The following is a 14,805-nucleotide window of genomic DNA, read 5'->3' as shown; positions in this document are numbered from 1 at the left end:
CTGGATACGGCTCAAGGGTGCCGGGGCCATGCGCCAAGCCTGGCTCGACGACGGGGTCGACGTTCTCGATCCCCGCCGCCGAGCGAGCCGACCTGGCTAGGCCTTCTCAGCCACGGCGGGCGCGGCTGAGCGTCGACCCGTGCTAACGACGGAAACAGTGTCGTTGCTGTTGATGACGTAGAGGGTGGTGCCGTCGGGGCTCACCGCGATTCCGAACGGTGCATCGAAGCCGGTGATGATGGTGGTGGCTTTGGTGGCGGTGTCGATGACCGACACGGTGTTGTCGCCGCTGTTGGCGACGTAGAGGGTGGTGTTATCGGGGCTGATAGCAACCCCGTACGGGCTTGGGGTGGCGATAGTTCCGATGATGTTCTGGGTGGCGGTGTTGATGACCGATACCGTGTTGCCGACGCCGTTGGCGACATAGAGGGTGGCGCCGTCGGCGCTGAGCGCCATTGCCACTGGATTTTGCAAGCCGGTGATAGCGGTGCGGACACCTGATGGTGTGATAACCGTCAAGGTGCTGGCACCTTCGGCGGCATAGACGGTGCCGTCGGAGCTGCGCGCTATCGCAGCTGCGTCAGCGACGCCGACAGACCCGAAAGTCGTGCCGGTGTTGGGGTTGACTCTGACCATCCTGCCATCTTCTAGGGCCACGTAAAGGTTGGCGGCGCTGAACGTCACCGCTAACGGGCCGGCGGGGACCGAGAGGTTTCTGGTGATCTTCTTGGTGGCGTTGTCGACGACCGTCACCGTGCGGTCGTTGTAGTTGGCGACGTAGGCGAAGGCGCCGTTGGCGCTGAACGCCACCCCTGTCGCGCCGCGGAAGCCGGCGATAGTCGCGTCCACGGTGGGTGTGGTGGGTGCGTTGACCGCATTCACGCTGACGGTGATGGCCGTCGGCGCGCTCGTCGCGCCGGTGCTGTCTTTGATCGTGTAGGTGAAGGTGTCCGTTCCGGCGAAAGTGGATGTGGGCGTGTAGGTGTAGGTTCCGGCGCCGTCGTTGCTCAGGGTGCCGTGGGCTGGCTGGGTGACCGAGTCGATGGTCCTGGTGTCGCCGTCGGCGTCACTGCTGCCCGTGAGCAGCTGCGCGGCAGTGAATGTCAGCTGGGTGCCCTGATCGGTGCTGAAGGACTGGGCAATCGCCACAGGCGCGGTGTTGATCGCAGCAGTGGTGATGGTCACGCTGGTTGGTGTGACGCCGCCGCGGCCGTCTCTGGCGGTGAAGGTGATGACATCGTTACCGCCAGTGTGGGCAAATGCCACCGTGGGCGTGTAGTTGTAGGCAGCGGCAGCGGGATCGATTCCTAGGGCGATCTTTTGGGCAGTGCTCAGTACCGCCAGGCTGCCGTGCGCAGGCGCCGATGCGGTTACGGAGACGGTGTCGCTGTCGGTGTCGTTGGTGGTGATCACCACGACACGGATGCCGCTGCTGGCCTCGGCGTCGCCGACCGTCGCTGTGAGAGTAGGGGCGTGGTTGATCGCCGCGGTGGTGATGGTGACCAGGGCTTTGGTGGTGCCGCCCGCGTCATCGGTGGTCGTGAAGGCGAAGGTGTCGGTGCCGCCGATGTGGGCGAAAGCAGTGTCAGGCGTGTAGCGGTAGACCTTGGTGGCGGATGCGTAGCCCAGGTCCGACGCTTCGGTGTTGGTCAGTGCGGTCAGGGTGCCGTGACCGGGTGTGGGTGCGGTGACGGTGTTGTCAGGGTCGTCGGTGGAGACCGCTATCAAGCGGGTACCGGTGTCGGGGTCGGCACTGCCGATGTTTGTGGTAGCGACCGGGCCGTGGAGGGCTGTGCCCATCAAGCGGATCTCAGCGATCTGGACTGAGCTAGCCGGCGTGGTTGAGGGCCGAAGCGTTGTGAAAGCCACCCGGTAGTAGCGGTAGGCGGTGGTGTTCGCGAATTCGACGTCGGGATATGCCGCACCACGGTCGGTCGGCGGCGTGAGTGCCCCTGATGAGATCAACGTGAAGTTCGTTCCATCGGAGGATCCATACAGTTCGTAGGAGTTCGGATCGCGCTCGGGAAAATCATTCGCGGTGGTGAGCCCGAGGCCGACCACAGTCCGCTCGTTACCCGCACCGAGGTCGATCGTTACGCCCGATCCCGCCGCGGCGAAGTTGAGGTATTTCGTCGAGGCCAAACCGTCGAAAGCTTTGGCGGGAGATTCGTTGGCTGGGCTGCTGGATACCTTCCCGGGCGCCACATACGAGGTGAAGGCCGAGGACGGGAGGCCCGTAGTGACCGTTTCGGTGGCCGGTACGGCGACCACCTGGGTGGTGACGGAGTTTTCGGCAGCTATACCGCCTTGGCCGTCGGTGGCGGTGAAGGTGATGACGACATCACCGCCGGTCACCAGGAACGCGGCATCGGGGGTATAGCTATATGCCGCTGCAGCGGAATCGATTCCGAGGGTGGTCTTTTCGTCTGCGCTCAACGCAGTCAGGGCGCCGTGCAGGGTGGTGGCGGTCAGGCTGAACTCGACGGGGTCGCCGTCGGGGTCGCTGGTGGTGAACACGACGATGCGGGCGCCAGTGGAGGGATTGATGTTGCGGATATCGACGCTCACGGTGGGGTTGTGGTTGATGGGTGCGGTGGTCACGGCCAGGGTGGTGGTGATGGCTGGGCCGGTGGTGCCGGTGGGCAGGGTGTCGGTGGCGGTGAAGGCCAGGGTGTCGGTGCCGCCGGTGTGGGCGAACGCCGCGTCGGGGGTGTAGCGGTAGACGGTGGTGCCGGCGGTCAGGGCCACGTCCAGTGTGCCGAGTTCATCGGCGCTCAGGGCGGTCAGGGTGCCGTGGCTGGCGGTGGTGGTGATGGTGACGGGGTCGCCGTCGGGGTCGGTGGTGTTCACGGTGATCAGACGCGACCCGTCGGCGCCGCTGGCGTCTCCCAGGGGGGAGGCGGTCACGGTGGGGGCGTGGTTGATCGCGGCGGTGGTCACGGCCAGGGTTCTGGTGATGGCGGGGCCGGTGGTGCCGGTGGGCAGGGTGTCGGTGGCGGTGAAGGCCAGGGTGTCGGTGCCGCCGGTGTGGGCGAACGCCGTGTCGGGGGTGTAGCGGTAGACCGGGGCGGTGGTGGTCAGGCCGAGTTCGGCTTTTTCGGCGTTGCTCAGGACGCTGAGGGTGCCGTGGGCGGCGGTGGCGTTGGTGATGGTGACTGGGTCGGCGTCGGGGTCGGTGGTGTTCACGGTGATCAGGCGTGTGCCGTCGGCGCCGCTGGCCCCGACGGTGGCGGTCACGGTGGGGGCGTGGTTGATCGCGGCGGTGGTCACGGCCAGGGTTCTGGTGATGGCGGGGCCGGTGGTGCCGGTGGGCAGGGTGTCGGTGGCGGTGAAGGTGAGGGTGTCGGTGCCGCCGGTGTGGGCGAACGCCGCGTCGGGGGTGTAGCGGTAGACCGTGGTGCCGGCGGTCAGGCCGGCCAGGCCTAAGGTCTTGAGTTCATCGACGCTGAGGGCGCTGAGGGTGCCGTGGGCGGCGGTGGCGTTGGTGATGGTGACGGGGTCGGCGTCGGGGTCGGTGGTGTTCACGGTGATCAGGCGTGTGCCGTCGGCGCCGCTGGCCCCGACGGTGGCGGTCACGGTGGGCGCGTGGTTGATCGCGGCCACTGTGAAGGTCAAGGCGGTTGCGGTGGTGGCCCCGGAGGTGTCTTGGGCGGCGAAGGTGATGGTTTCGACGCCGCCGGTGTGGGCGAAGCTGGCCTCGGGGGTGTAGCGGTAGGCCGCGGTACCGAGGGCTAGGCCGAGGGCTGATTTCTCGTCATTCGACAGCAGGGTCAGGGTGCCGTGGGCGGGGGCGGTGACCACGACCACTGCGACGGGGTCGCCGTCGGGGTCGCTGGAATGGGCGACGACCAACCGGGTCCCGGTCGCCGGGTCGACAGCGGTGGTGTCGACGCTCACGGTGGGTGCACTGTTGATAACAGTGGCTGGGACGGCCACCTTCGACACCGTGCCGGCTTTGGAATTGGCTAGGTAGAGGGTGGCTTTATCGGCACTGACCGCGATGCCGGCCGGGCTGTCGAGGCCGGTGATGTTGGCGATGACGGTGTTGGTGGCGGTGTTGATCACCGACACGTTGCCCGAGCCGGCGTTGGTCACGTAGAGGCGGGTGCTATCGGCGCTGAGCGCCAACGCGGACGGGTCGTTGAGACCGGTGATGGTGCTGCGGGCGTCGTCAGCGGTCTTGATGACCGACACAGTGCCGGCCTTGGCATCGGTGACGTAGAGGGTCTTGCTATCGGCGCTGATCGCTACCGCGGCGGGGTTCTTGACGTCGGTGATGGTTTTGGTGGTGGCTTTGGTGGCGGTGTTGATGACCGACACACTGTTGTCGCCGAGGTTGGTGACGTACAGCGTGCTGCCGTCGGCGTTGATCGCGAGCGCGTACGGGGTCTTGAAGCCGGGGATGGTGGTGACGGTGACAGTGCTGACCGCTGCCGCAGACCTGTCCGCGACATCTGGGGTTGCGGTGGCGGTGTTGATGACCGAAACGGTGTTGTCGGCGGAGTTGGCCACGTAGAGGGTTCTGCCGTCCGGGCTGATGGCCACCCCGAACGGCCTGTTGCCGACAGCGATGGTGTTGGTGACCTTATTGGTGGCGGTGTCGATGGCTGACACGGTGTTGTTGGCCTGGTTGGTGACGTAGACGGTCTTGCCGTCCGGGCTGAGCGCCGTCCCCGCTGGCGTGCCGCCCACGGTGACGGTCGAGTCCACGGCGGCGTGGGTGGTGACGGCGACGGTTATGGTCACCGTCGCTGGTGTGCTGGTGTGGCCGCCGGCATCGGTGATGGTGTAGGTGAAGCTGTCGGTGCCGGTGAGGCCGGTGGTCGGGGTGTAGGTGTAGGTGCCGTCACCGTTGTCGGTCAGGCTGCCACGGCCGGGCTGGCTGATGGAGGCAACGCTGACGGTCTTGGGGTCAGCACTGTCGTTGCTCAGCAACTGGGCGGCAGTAATCGCCAGCGGCGTGTTCGGATCGGTGATGAAGGTGTCATCGTTGGCGGTCGCCTTGATCGTTGCGACGCTTACGGTAACGACGGTGTGGGTGGTGGAGACGGGATCGGCTACCAGGCCCAGCTGGGACAGGACGTGTGTGAGTCCGTCGACGAGTTGGCTGACAGGGTTGGTGTGCCAGGGGTTGGCGGCGATGTCGTTGACAGCGAGGGTGAAGGTATCGGTGCCGCCGGTGTGGGCGTAGGCGGCCGTGGGGGTGTAGGTGTAGGTGCCGTCGTCGGTGACGGTGACGGTGCCGTGGCTGGGTTGCGCGTTGACTTCGTATTTGAGGATGTCGCCGTCGGCGTCATATCCCTTCACGCTGCCGGTGATGACCCCGGTGTCGGGGTCTTCGGTGTAGGTCTGGGCGGTCAAGGTGGGCGTGGAGTTGAAGAATGTGTAGTGGAAGCGGCGTACGCCGACCCACGCTGCGGCGATCAGGTCGGGCACCGGCGCGTCGGGAACGGGCACGGTGGGCGCCAAGTCGCCCAACCCGATCCAACTCAGCGTGTCGTCGACGATCGCCCGCACGGTGACCGGCGCGGTCACCGGGGCGGGGTACTCCCGAAGGTGGATGGTGACCGCAGACTGGGCGGTTTGAACGGTGCTCGAGCCGGGCGCCGGGGTCTGGGCCGAGGTGGCGGCGGGTGTTGTTGCCGCCGAGGGTGTTTCGGTCTTGCTGTCGGTTTCGGTGGTGTCAGCGCTGTGCTGCACGACGCCGAGGGGGTTGGGTCGTTTACTGGAGCCGCGGGTGGCCGAGCTGGTTGTCTTCGGGGCGTTGGTCCGGGTGCGTGCGGTCCCGGCGGTTCCGCGGTGGGGTTCTGCTGATTTCGTCGTGGAGTCCGTGCCCGAGGCTGCGCTGCCCTCGTCGGCGGCCGCGAGACCCGGTGCGGCCAGCAGCGCCACGCTCACGCCGGTCGCGGCGGTTCCGACCTGCAACCAACGCAATACTGGCAGGTCGCGCCCGTGGCGGCGGCGACGTGTGACCGACTGTGAGTTCCCCGACGAGCTCGACATAACTTCCCCCGATGTGTGCTTATTGTCACGATCGTCAATCAGTGAGCCACACAGATCACGATTCCGCATCTTCTGGGGCAAAGCCTTCGGCAAATCTTCACACCGGGTTGGCCTCAGCGTTTACCGAGAATGTCGCACTACAACGCGGCTTTACTTTGCGAGACCGCAAACAGTGGGGAGACGGTTGGTTAACTTTGGTGCGACGAAATCCGCACCGTCAGGCCGCTACAGCCAGTGATTCCGTCGGAAGTTCAAGTACAGGAACCCGCATACCGTCGCCATCAGCGCCAGGACCGCGGGGTAGCCATATGCCCAGGACAGCTCGGGCATGTGCTCGAAGTTCATGCCGTAGATACCGGCGATCATGGTCGGAACCGCGGCAATGGCCACCCACGCCGAAATCTTGCGCATGTCGAGGTTCTGCTGCAGACCCACCTTGGCCAGCTCGGCTTGCACGAGCGAGCTGAGCAGCTCGTCATAACTGGAGATCTGATCACCGGCCTGGCTCTGCAAGCTCAGGACATCGCGCATGTAGCGCAGCACTTCCTTGCTCATCAGGTCTTTGTGGTCGGTCGTGATCTTCTGTAGCGCGGCGGTCAACGGGCCCACGGCCCGGCGCATTTCGACGACCTCACGTTTGAGCATGTAGATCTGGGCGATGTCGGTCTTGAGGTCGGGGGAGAAGGCCTCTTCCTCGATGGTGTCGATGTCGCACTCCATCAGGCGGGCCACGTCGAGGTAGCTCTCGACGACGTGCTCGGCGATTCCGTGCATCACCGCGTAGGGGCCGAGCGCGAGTTGGACGTGTTCATCCTCGAGGTGGTGACGCAGACCGGCCAGGCCGGTGTGGTCGCCGTGCCGGACGGTTACCACGTAGTCGGCCCCGACGAACACCATGATCTCGCCGGTCTCGACGATCTGGCGGGCCTGAGCGACGGACTCGTGCGGCACGTACTTCACCGTCTTGACGATCAGGAACAGGGCGTCGTCGTAACGCTCCACCTTGGGGCGCTGGTGGGCGTGCACCGCGTCTTCGACGGCGATCGGATGCAGGTTGAAGGTGTGCGCCACCGATTCCATCTGATGCTCGTCGGGTTCGTGCAATCCCAGCCACACGAATGCCTTTTGCCCTTCGGCCGTGAGCTCGTGAACCTTGGCCAGCGCCGCCGCATGGGTGTACTTGCCCGGCAGCCGCGCACCCTCGACATAGATCGCGCAATCAACCATCGCCCGGGCGACGGGCACATGGATGCGTCTAGCGTCGACTTCGCCCGGCGAAGCGACGTTGCGGCCGGAACCCAGCAGCGACGGCGGCAAAGCGCGAAATGACGGCATGATGCGACCTCCCCTCACGCGGCGGCTGGGCCCCTTGAGCCCGAGGGGAAATGCTACGCGTCAGTAGGCTTTCACGGCGGGGGAACCCTGCCCGGTGAGGCGAGGGGGGCGAGTACCCTGACGCCGTGTCTGAAATGGTGCGTACCCCCCGCCTCGTCATCGACGACGAGGAGATCTTCGCTGCTCATCTCGGCGGGAAGCTGTCGGTTGAGCTGAAATCGCCGCTGGATACTCAGCGCGCGCTGTCGATCGCCTACACCCCGGGCGTGGCCCAGGTAAGTCGTGCGATCGCGGCGGATCACACCCTGGCCGCTCGCTATACGTGGGCCAACCGGCTGGTGGCGGTGGTCAGCGACGGAAGTGCGGTACTCGGCCTCGGTGACATCGGCCCGGCTGCATCACTGCCGGTGATGGAGGGAAAGGCCGCACTGTTCAAGACTTTCGGCGGTCTGGACTCCATCCCGATCGTGCTGGATACCAAGGATCCCGACGAGATCGTCGAGACTCTGATCCGGCTGCGGCCGACCTTCGGCGCGGTCAACCTCGAGGACATCTCGGCGCCGCGCTGCTTCGAGATCGAGCGCCGGGTCATCGAGGCGCTGGACTGCCCGGTGATGCACGACGACCAGCACGGCACGGCGATTGTCGTGCTGGCAGCGCTGCTGGGTGCCACCAAGGTGCTCGACCGCGACATCAGCTCGCTGCGCCTGGTGATTTCGGGATCGGGGGCCGCGGGCGTGGCATGCGCGAAGATCCTGATCGCCAGCGGCCTGACTCACGTCACGATGCTGGACTCGCAGGGCATCGTCCACGCCGGTCGGGACGACCTCAACCCGTTCAAGCGTGAACTTGCCGAGACGACCAATCCCGACGGGCGCACCGGGGGACTGGCCGAGGCGCTCGACGGCGCGGACGTGTTCCTGGGGGTATCGGCAGGTCTGGTGCCCGAGGAGCTGATCGCGACGATGGCGCCCGGCGGCATCGTGTTCGCGTTGTCCAACCCCGATCCGGAGATCCATCCGGACGCGGCCCGCAAGCATGCGGCGATCGTGGCGACGGGTCGAAGCGACTTCCCGAACCAGATCAACAATGTGCTGGCCTTCCCCGGCGTGTTCCGCGGTGCGCTGGACGCCGGTGCACGGCGCATCACTGAACGTATGAAAGTCGCTGCGGCAGAAGCGATTTTCTCTGTCGTCGGTGACGATCTGGCCCCTGAACACATCGTTCCGAGCCCGCTTGATCCACGGGTCGGGCCGGCGGTGGCTGCCGCGGTGGCTGCCGCCTCTGAATCCTGAGCGAAACCCGTTGATGCCGACGATCTTTCGCCGGCTGATGCTGGGGCTGCTGGCACTGCTGGTTGTCGCTTGCGGCCCCCCGCCGCCAGCCCCGTCGTTGGCGGTGGGCACGACGGCCGATCCCGAGACCACCCTGCTGGCGAACCTGTACGCGGCGGGGCTGCGCGCCTATGGCAGTGCCGCGCACGTGCAGACCGTCGAGGACCCGTTGGCTGCGTTGGACTCCGGGACCGTCAGCGTCGTCCCAGGTTTCACCGGCCGGCTGCTGCAGACGTTCGCTCCGGGCGCGGCAGTCCGCTCGGATGCCCAGGTCTACCGGGCGCTGCTCGGGGTGTTGCCCGAGGGGTTGGCCGCCGGCGACTACACAACCGCCGCCGAGGACAAACCCGCGCTCGCCGTCACCGACGTCACCGCCGCGGCGTGGGGCAGTCGGGACCTGAGCGCACTGCTGCGGCACTGCCGGGGTCTGACCGTCGGTGCGGTCTCCGGCGCACGGTGGCTGCCGAGTGTCATCGGTACCTGCACACTTCCGCCGGCTCGGGAATTCCCCGACGAGGCGGCCATGTTCGCGGCGCTGCGCAAGGGTGCCATCACGGCAGGGTGGACGGGCAGCGCCGACAGCGGCGTACCGAGTGAGCTCGTCGTCCTCGCCGACGGCAAGCCGACACTGGTGCAAGCCGAGAACATCGTTCCGCTCTACCGGCGCAACGAACTCGACCAGCAGCAGGTTCGCGCGATCAACGAGATCGCCGGCGTGCTGGACACCGGATCGCTGGTCGACATGCGTCGCCAAGTCGCCGAAGGAGCCGATCCGCGATCGGTCGCCGAGGACTGGCTCTCAGCGCATCCCCTCGGGCGCTAGGGGATTCAGCGATTCAGCGCATCGGCGGGGAGAGCTTGGGCAAGACGGTGGAGAACAGCCGCTGATAGCCCGAGCCGGTGACGCGCACGATCAGATCAAGGATCTTGGCGTCGGTGCCGACCAGTACGCGGGCCCGGTTCTTACGGACGCCGTCGAGAATGATCTGCGCGGCGCGTTCCGGCGTCGTCCTGGCCAGCTTCTTGTCGAACGCCTCGGCCAGCGAGGCCTGGTCCAGCCCTTCGGCGGCGGTGGCGTTGCGGGCGATGGCGGTTTTGATTCCGCCGGGATGCACCGTCGTCACCTTCACCGGGTGCTTGGCCAGCAGCATCTCCTGGCGCAGCGCCTCGGTAAACCCGCGCACGGCGAACTTGGCCGAGTTGTAGGCGGCCTGGCCGGGCACCGAGAACAGCCCGAACACGCTAGAGACATTGATGACGTGACCGTCCCCGGATTCGATCAGGTAGGGCAGGAACACCTTGGTGCCGTTGACAACACCCCAGAAGTCGACATCCATCACCCGCTCGATGTCTTTGAACTGGCTGATCTCGACGTCGCCGGAGAACGCGATGCCGGCGTTGTTGTAGACCTGGTTGACCTTGCCGAAGTGTTCCTTGACGCCGTCGGCATAGGCGGCGAAGGCCTCCCGCTCGGTGACGTTGAGGCGATCGGCCTTCACCGGGACGCCGATGGCCGCCAGACGCTGCTCGGTCACGGCCAGCCCGTCGGTGTCGATATCGCTGATCGCCACCTTGGCGCCCGATCGGCCCAGTTCGATAGCCAGTGCCTGGCCGATTCCCGACCCGGCCCCGGTTACCACCGCTACCTTCCCGGCAAACCCCTGCATGAACGCTCCTGAAAGTTGTTTGACGTGTGTCGAATGAGCCCAGGCTAGCGCGCGAGGCATCCCGGGGTAACGGCGGGATCCCTGTGCGCGATGCTTACAGCATGACGTTTCGCCGTATGACGAGTGCCGGGCTGGCTGCGGGCCTCATCGCCGGCGCCGTGGCGCTTGCCGCGCCCGCCCAGGCCGACACCACCACCGACGACTTCCTGTCCGCGCTGGGCAACGCCGGTATCACCGGGGTCGACCCGGGACAGGCAGTCGAGTTGGGACAGTCGATCTGCCCGCTGCTGGCCGATCGCAGCCAGAACACCGCCGACATCGCGTCCACCGTCGCCGACACGCTCGGCCGCCCGCTAGGGCCGGCCACCATGTTCACCGGCATCGCGGTTTCGTTCTTCTGCCCGCGTGCGGTGCAGGACCTGGCGAACGGGAACTCGCCGATCCCGCTGCCGTTCCTGAACAACTTCGGCTTCTAGCCCCGAGTGTGCGTCCCCATACGCCGCCCGCGGCGTGTTGCGGATGAAACCGCACACTCGCAGGCGGCGTAGCGTCGTTCTAGCCGAACGCTTCGTCGATAATCTCCTGCTGCTCGACGGCATGCACCTTCGACGACCCCGACGACGGCGCCGACATCGCGCGCCGCGAGATCCGCTTGATCCCGGTCAGCTTGTCCGGCAACAACTCCGGAAGGGTCAGCCCGAACGTCGGCCACGCGCCCTGGTTGGCCGGCTCCTCCTGCACCCAGAAGAACTGGTTGGCATTCGGGTACGAATCCAGGGTGTTGCTCAACCGCCGCTTGGGTAGCGGAGCCAGCTGCTCGACGCGAACGATCGCGACGTCGTCGCGCTTGTCCTTCTCCTTGCGGGCAACCAGCTCGTAGTAGATCTTGCCGCTCGTCAACAGGATTCGGGTGACCTTGGTGCGGTCGCCGTCGCCGTCGGTGTAGGTCGGTTCCTCCATGATCGACCGGAACTTCTGCTCAGTGAAGTCCCGGATGTCACTGACGGCAGCCTTGTTGCGCAGCATCGACTTCGGCGTGAACACGATCAGCGGCCGGTGCACTCCGTCTAGACCGTGCCGGCGCAACAGGTGGAAGTAGTTCGCCGGGGTCGAGGGCATCGCAATCGTCATCGAGCCCTCGGCCCACAGCTGCAGGAACCGCTCGATGCGTCCGGAGGTGTGGTCGGGTCCCTGGCCCTCGTGCCCGTGCGGCAGCAGCAGCACGACGTCGGAGAGCTGGCCCCACTTGGCCTCCCCGGAGCTGATGAACTCATCGATGATCGACTGCGCGCCGTTGACGAAGTCGCCGAACTGCGCCTCCCACAACACCAGAGCATTGGGGTTGCCCACCGAATAGCCGTACTCGAAGCCCACCGCCGCGTACTCCGACAGCGCCGAGTCGTACACCAGGAAGCGGCCGCCGGTCGGTGTGCCGTCCGGGTTGATCGTGAGCAGATCCAGCGGGGTGAACTCCTGGCCGGTCTTGCGGTCGATGATCACCGCGTGCCGCTGGGTGAACGTGCCGCGGCGGGTGTCCTGCCCGGAGAACCGGATCAGCTTGCCCTCGGCCAGGAACGAGCCCAGTGCCAGCAGCTCACCGAAGGCCCAGTCGACCTTGCCTTCGTAGGCCATCTCGCGGCGCTTCTCCAGCACGGGCTTGACCCGCGGGTGCACGTTGAAGCCCTCGGGGAACGCCAGGTGCGCGTCGCCGATCCGAGCCAGCAGCGACTTGTCCACCGCGGTGGTCATCCCGCGCGGAATCATCTGGTCTTCCTCGACCGATTCGCTCGGCTCGACCTCGACCTTCTCCAGCTCGCGAACCTCGTTGAACACCCGCTCCAACTGGCCTTGGTAATCACGCAGCGCGTCCTCGGCCTCCTTCATCGAGATGTCGCCGCGGCCGATCAGCGATTCGGTATAGGTCTTGCGCACACCGCGTTTGGTGTCGATGACGTCGTACATATAGGGCTGTGTCATCGACGGGTCGTCACCCTCGTTGTGCCCGCGTCGGCGGTAGCACAGCATGTCGATGATGACGTCCTTCTTGAACTTCTGTCGGAAGTCCACCGCCAGCCGGGCCACCCAGACGCACGCCTCCGGGTCGTCGCCATTGACGTGGAAGATCGGCGCACCCACCATTTTGGCGACGTCGGTGCAGTACTCCGAGGACCGCGAGTCCTGCGGCGAGGTGGTGAAGCCGATCTGGTTGTTGACGACGATGTGGATGGTGCCGCCGGTGCGGTAGCCGCGTAGCAACGCCAGGTTCAGTGTCTCGGCGACCACGCCCTGGCCGGCGAACGCGGCGTCGCCGTGCAGCATCATCGGCATGACGGTGAATCCGTTCTCCCCGTCGCCCTTCTCGAGTAGATCCTGCTTGGCGCGAACCAGTCCCTCCATCACCGGGTCCACGGCCTCCAGATGCGACGGGTTGGCCGTCAGCGATACCTCGATGTCGTTCTCGCCGAACATCTGGATGTAGTTGCCGGTGGCGCCGAGGTGGTACTTGACGTCACCGGAGCCGTGCGCCTGCGACGGGTTCAGGTTGCCCTCGAACTCGCTGAAGATCTGCGAGTAGGGCTTGCCGACGATGTTGGCCAGCACGTTGAGCCGGCCGCGGTGCGGCATGCCGATGACGACCTCGTCGAGCGCGTGCTCGGCGGCCTGGTCGATAGCGGCATCCATCATCGGGATGACAGTCTCCGCGCCCTCCAATGAAAAGCGCTTTTGCCCAACGTATTTGGTCTGCAAGAAGGTCTCGAACGCCTCGGCGGCGTTGAGCTTGCTCAGGATGTACTTCTGCTGGGCGACGGTCGGCTTGTCGTGCTTGACCTCGATGCGCTCCTGCAGCCACTTCTGCTGCTCGGGCTCGAGGATATGGGTGTACTCCACGCCGACGTGCCGGCAGTAGGCGTCGCGAAGCAGCCCGAGCACGTCGCGCAGCTTCTTGGACTCCTTGCCCGCGAACCCGTCGACCCGGAACACCCGGTCCAGGTCCCACAGCGTCAGCCCGTGGGTGTTGACGTCCAGATCGGGGTGGCTGCGGAAGCGCGTCTTGTCCAGGCGCAGCGGGTCGATGTCGGCCATCAGATGCCCGCGGTTGCGGTACGCCGCGATCAGCTCGATGACGCGGGCGTTCTTGTCGACGATCGAGTCGGGGTTGTCGGTGCGCCAGCGGACCGGCTCGTAGGGGATACCGAGCTCGAAGAAGATCTCGTCGTAGAAGTCGTCGGAGAGCAGCAGCTCGTGGATGGTGCGCAGGAAATCGCCGGACTCCGCACCTTGGATGATGCGGTGGTCGTAGGTCGAGGTCAGGGTGATCAGCTTGCCGATACCGAGCTCGTTGATGCGTTCCTCGCTGGCGCCCTGGAACTCGGCGGGGTACTCCATGGCCCCGGCGCCGACGATCGCGCCCTGGCCGGCCATCAGCCGGGGGACCGAGTGCACGGTGCCGATGGTGCCGGGGTTGGTCAGCGAGATCGTCACGCCGGCGAAGTCCTCGGCGGTCAGCTTGCCGTCGCGGGCACGCCGCACGATGTCCTCGTAGGCGGCGATGAACTGCCCGAACCGCATGCCCTCGCAGTTCTTGATGGCGGCCACCACCAGTGAACGTTTACCGTCTTTGCCCTGCAGGTCGATGGCCAGGCCCAGATTGGTATGAGCCGGTGTGACGCTATTCGGCTTGCCGTCGATCTCGGCGTAGTGGCGGTTCATGTTGGGGAACTTCTTGACCGCCTGCACGATGGCGTAGCCCAGCAGGTGGGTGAAGGACACCTTGCCGCCGCGGGTGCGCTTGAGGTGGTTGTTGACGACGATGCGGTTGTCGATCATCAGCTTGGCCGGGATGGCGCGAACGCTGGTTGCGGTCGGGATCTCCAGCGATGCGTTCATGTTCTTGACGACGGCGGCCGCCGCACCCCGCAGCACCTGGGTCTCCTCGCCGCTGTCGGCCGGGGACGGCGCCGCCTTGGCGGCCGGCGCCTTCGGCGGGGCCGGCGGCGCGGGGTTGCCGTTGCTCGCGGCCGGGGCAGGCTTGGCTGGGGCGGGCTTGGCCGGTGCCGGGGTGCTCGCCGGTGGCGCCGGGGCCGGTTCCGGTGGCGCGACGGGCGCGGTGCGTCCGGTCGACTGGCCGTTGCCGGTGGCGACCGTCTCGGTCGTCGGCTCGGGGTTGTAATCGACCAGGAACTCATGCCAACTCGGATCGACCGAGGAGGGGTCGTCGCGGAACTTGCGGTACATCTCCTCGACCAGCCACTCGTTCTGGCCAAATGGTGAACTCGTACTGCTCACGGCAGTTGCTCGCCTCGATTCCTTCGTCCGGGCAAGCCGCGCTCCGACGGTTGCCCCCACTGTTTAGCCCCGACACATGGCCGCCGCCTAAAAGGCTAACCCTTCTCAGGCGTTCCCGAAGCACCTCAGCCCCATGCCTGAAACTCGGGCGGCAACCGGTTCGACTGCGTCGGCGAACG

7 protein-coding genes and 1 pseudogene are annotated in these 14,805 nt (G+C 66.2%); 4 read left to right on the top strand and 4 right to left on the bottom strand.

Annotated elements, in window-relative coordinates; all coding sequences use genetic code 11:
* Position 1: 1 nt before the first annotated feature.
* Positions 2-100, top strand: a pseudogene (locus ADBZ9K_RS10005) (suppressor of fused domain protein); the annotation flags it as partial.
* Here ADBZ9K_RS10005 and ADBZ9K_RS10000 read toward each other — a convergent pair.
* Both ADBZ9K_RS10000 and ADBZ9K_RS09995 read right to left on the bottom strand, forming a co-directional pair.
* Positions 97-5,925, bottom strand: a complete 5,829-nt coding sequence (locus ADBZ9K_RS10000) for a tandem-95 repeat protein (protein ID WP_526619904.1) — start codon at positions 5,923-5,925, stop codon at positions 97-99. The pseudogene ADBZ9K_RS10005 and the gene ADBZ9K_RS10000 sit on opposite strands and share 4 nt — an antisense overlap.
* Before the next feature lie 303 nt (positions 5,926-6,228).
* A complete protein-coding gene (locus tag ADBZ9K_RS09995) occupies positions 6,229-7,338 on the bottom strand; it encodes a magnesium and cobalt transport protein CorA (RefSeq protein WP_526619903.1) in 1,110 nt (369 codons plus the stop codon).
* 134 nt (positions 7,339-7,472) lie between these two features.
* Here ADBZ9K_RS09995 and ADBZ9K_RS09990 point away from each other — a divergent pair, with 134 nt between their 5' ends.
* A complete protein-coding gene (locus ADBZ9K_RS09990) occupies positions 7,473-8,633 on the top strand; it encodes an NAD(P)-dependent malic enzyme (protein ID WP_526620880.1) in 1,161 nt (386 codons plus the stop codon).
* Positions 8,634-8,646: 13 nt separating this feature from the next.
* Complete coding sequence (locus ADBZ9K_RS09985; protein WP_526619902.1) at positions 8,647-9,495, top strand: glycine betaine ABC transporter substrate-binding protein; 849 nt, start codon at positions 8,647-8,649, stop codon at positions 9,493-9,495.
* A gap of 13 nt (positions 9,496-9,508) precedes the next feature.
* Here the strand turns inward: ADBZ9K_RS09985 and ADBZ9K_RS09980 are convergent, their stop codons facing one another.
* Positions 9,509-10,339, bottom strand: coding sequence for an SDR family NAD(P)-dependent oxidoreductase (locus tag ADBZ9K_RS09980; RefSeq protein WP_526619901.1), 831 nt, complete (start codon positions 10,337-10,339; stop codon positions 9,509-9,511).
* A gap of 101 nt (positions 10,340-10,440) precedes the next feature.
* Between ADBZ9K_RS09980 and ADBZ9K_RS09975 the strand changes: the two genes are divergently transcribed.
* A complete protein-coding gene (locus tag ADBZ9K_RS09975; RefSeq protein ID WP_526619900.1) occupies positions 10,441-10,815 on the top strand; it encodes a DUF732 domain-containing protein in 375 nt (124 codons plus the stop codon).
* 79 nt (positions 10,816-10,894) lie between these two features.
* Here the strand turns inward: ADBZ9K_RS09975 and ADBZ9K_RS09970 are convergent, their stop codons facing one another.
* Positions 10,895-14,626, bottom strand: coding sequence for a multifunctional oxoglutarate decarboxylase/oxoglutarate dehydrogenase thiamine pyrophosphate-binding subunit/dihydrolipoyllysine-residue succinyltransferase subunit (locus ADBZ9K_RS09970; RefSeq protein WP_526619899.1), 3,732 nt, complete (start codon positions 14,624-14,626; stop codon positions 10,895-10,897).
* Positions 14,627-14,805: the final 179 nt, after the last annotated feature.

It is taken from the genome of Mycobacterium sp. (assembly GCF_965229265.1).
Taxonomy (GTDB): Bacteria; Actinomycetota; Actinomycetes; order Mycobacteriales; family Mycobacteriaceae; genus Mycobacterium.
This window is presented reverse-complemented; position numbering and strand designations above follow the sequence as displayed.

What these genes read in the sequence shown, in the direction of transcription:
- ADBZ9K_RS09980 (WP_526619901.1), bottom strand. Translation starts at nt 10,339, where the DNA reads ATGCAGGGGTTTGCCGGGAAGGTAGCGGTGGTAACCGGGGCCGGGTCG.
- ADBZ9K_RS09990 (WP_526620880.1), top strand. Translation starts at nt 7,473, where the DNA reads ATGGTGCGTACCCCCCGCCTCGTCATCGACGACGAGGAGATCTTCGCT.
- ADBZ9K_RS09995 (WP_526619903.1), bottom strand. Translation starts at nt 7,338, where the DNA reads ATGCCGTCATTTCGCGCTTTGCCGCCGTCGCTGCTGGGTTCCGGCCGC.
- ADBZ9K_RS09975 (WP_526619900.1), top strand. Translation starts at nt 10,441, where the DNA reads ATGACGTTTCGCCGTATGACGAGTGCCGGGCTGGCTGCGGGCCTCATC.
- ADBZ9K_RS09985 (WP_526619902.1), top strand. Translation starts at nt 8,647, where the DNA reads ATGCCGACGATCTTTCGCCGGCTGATGCTGGGGCTGCTGGCACTGCTG.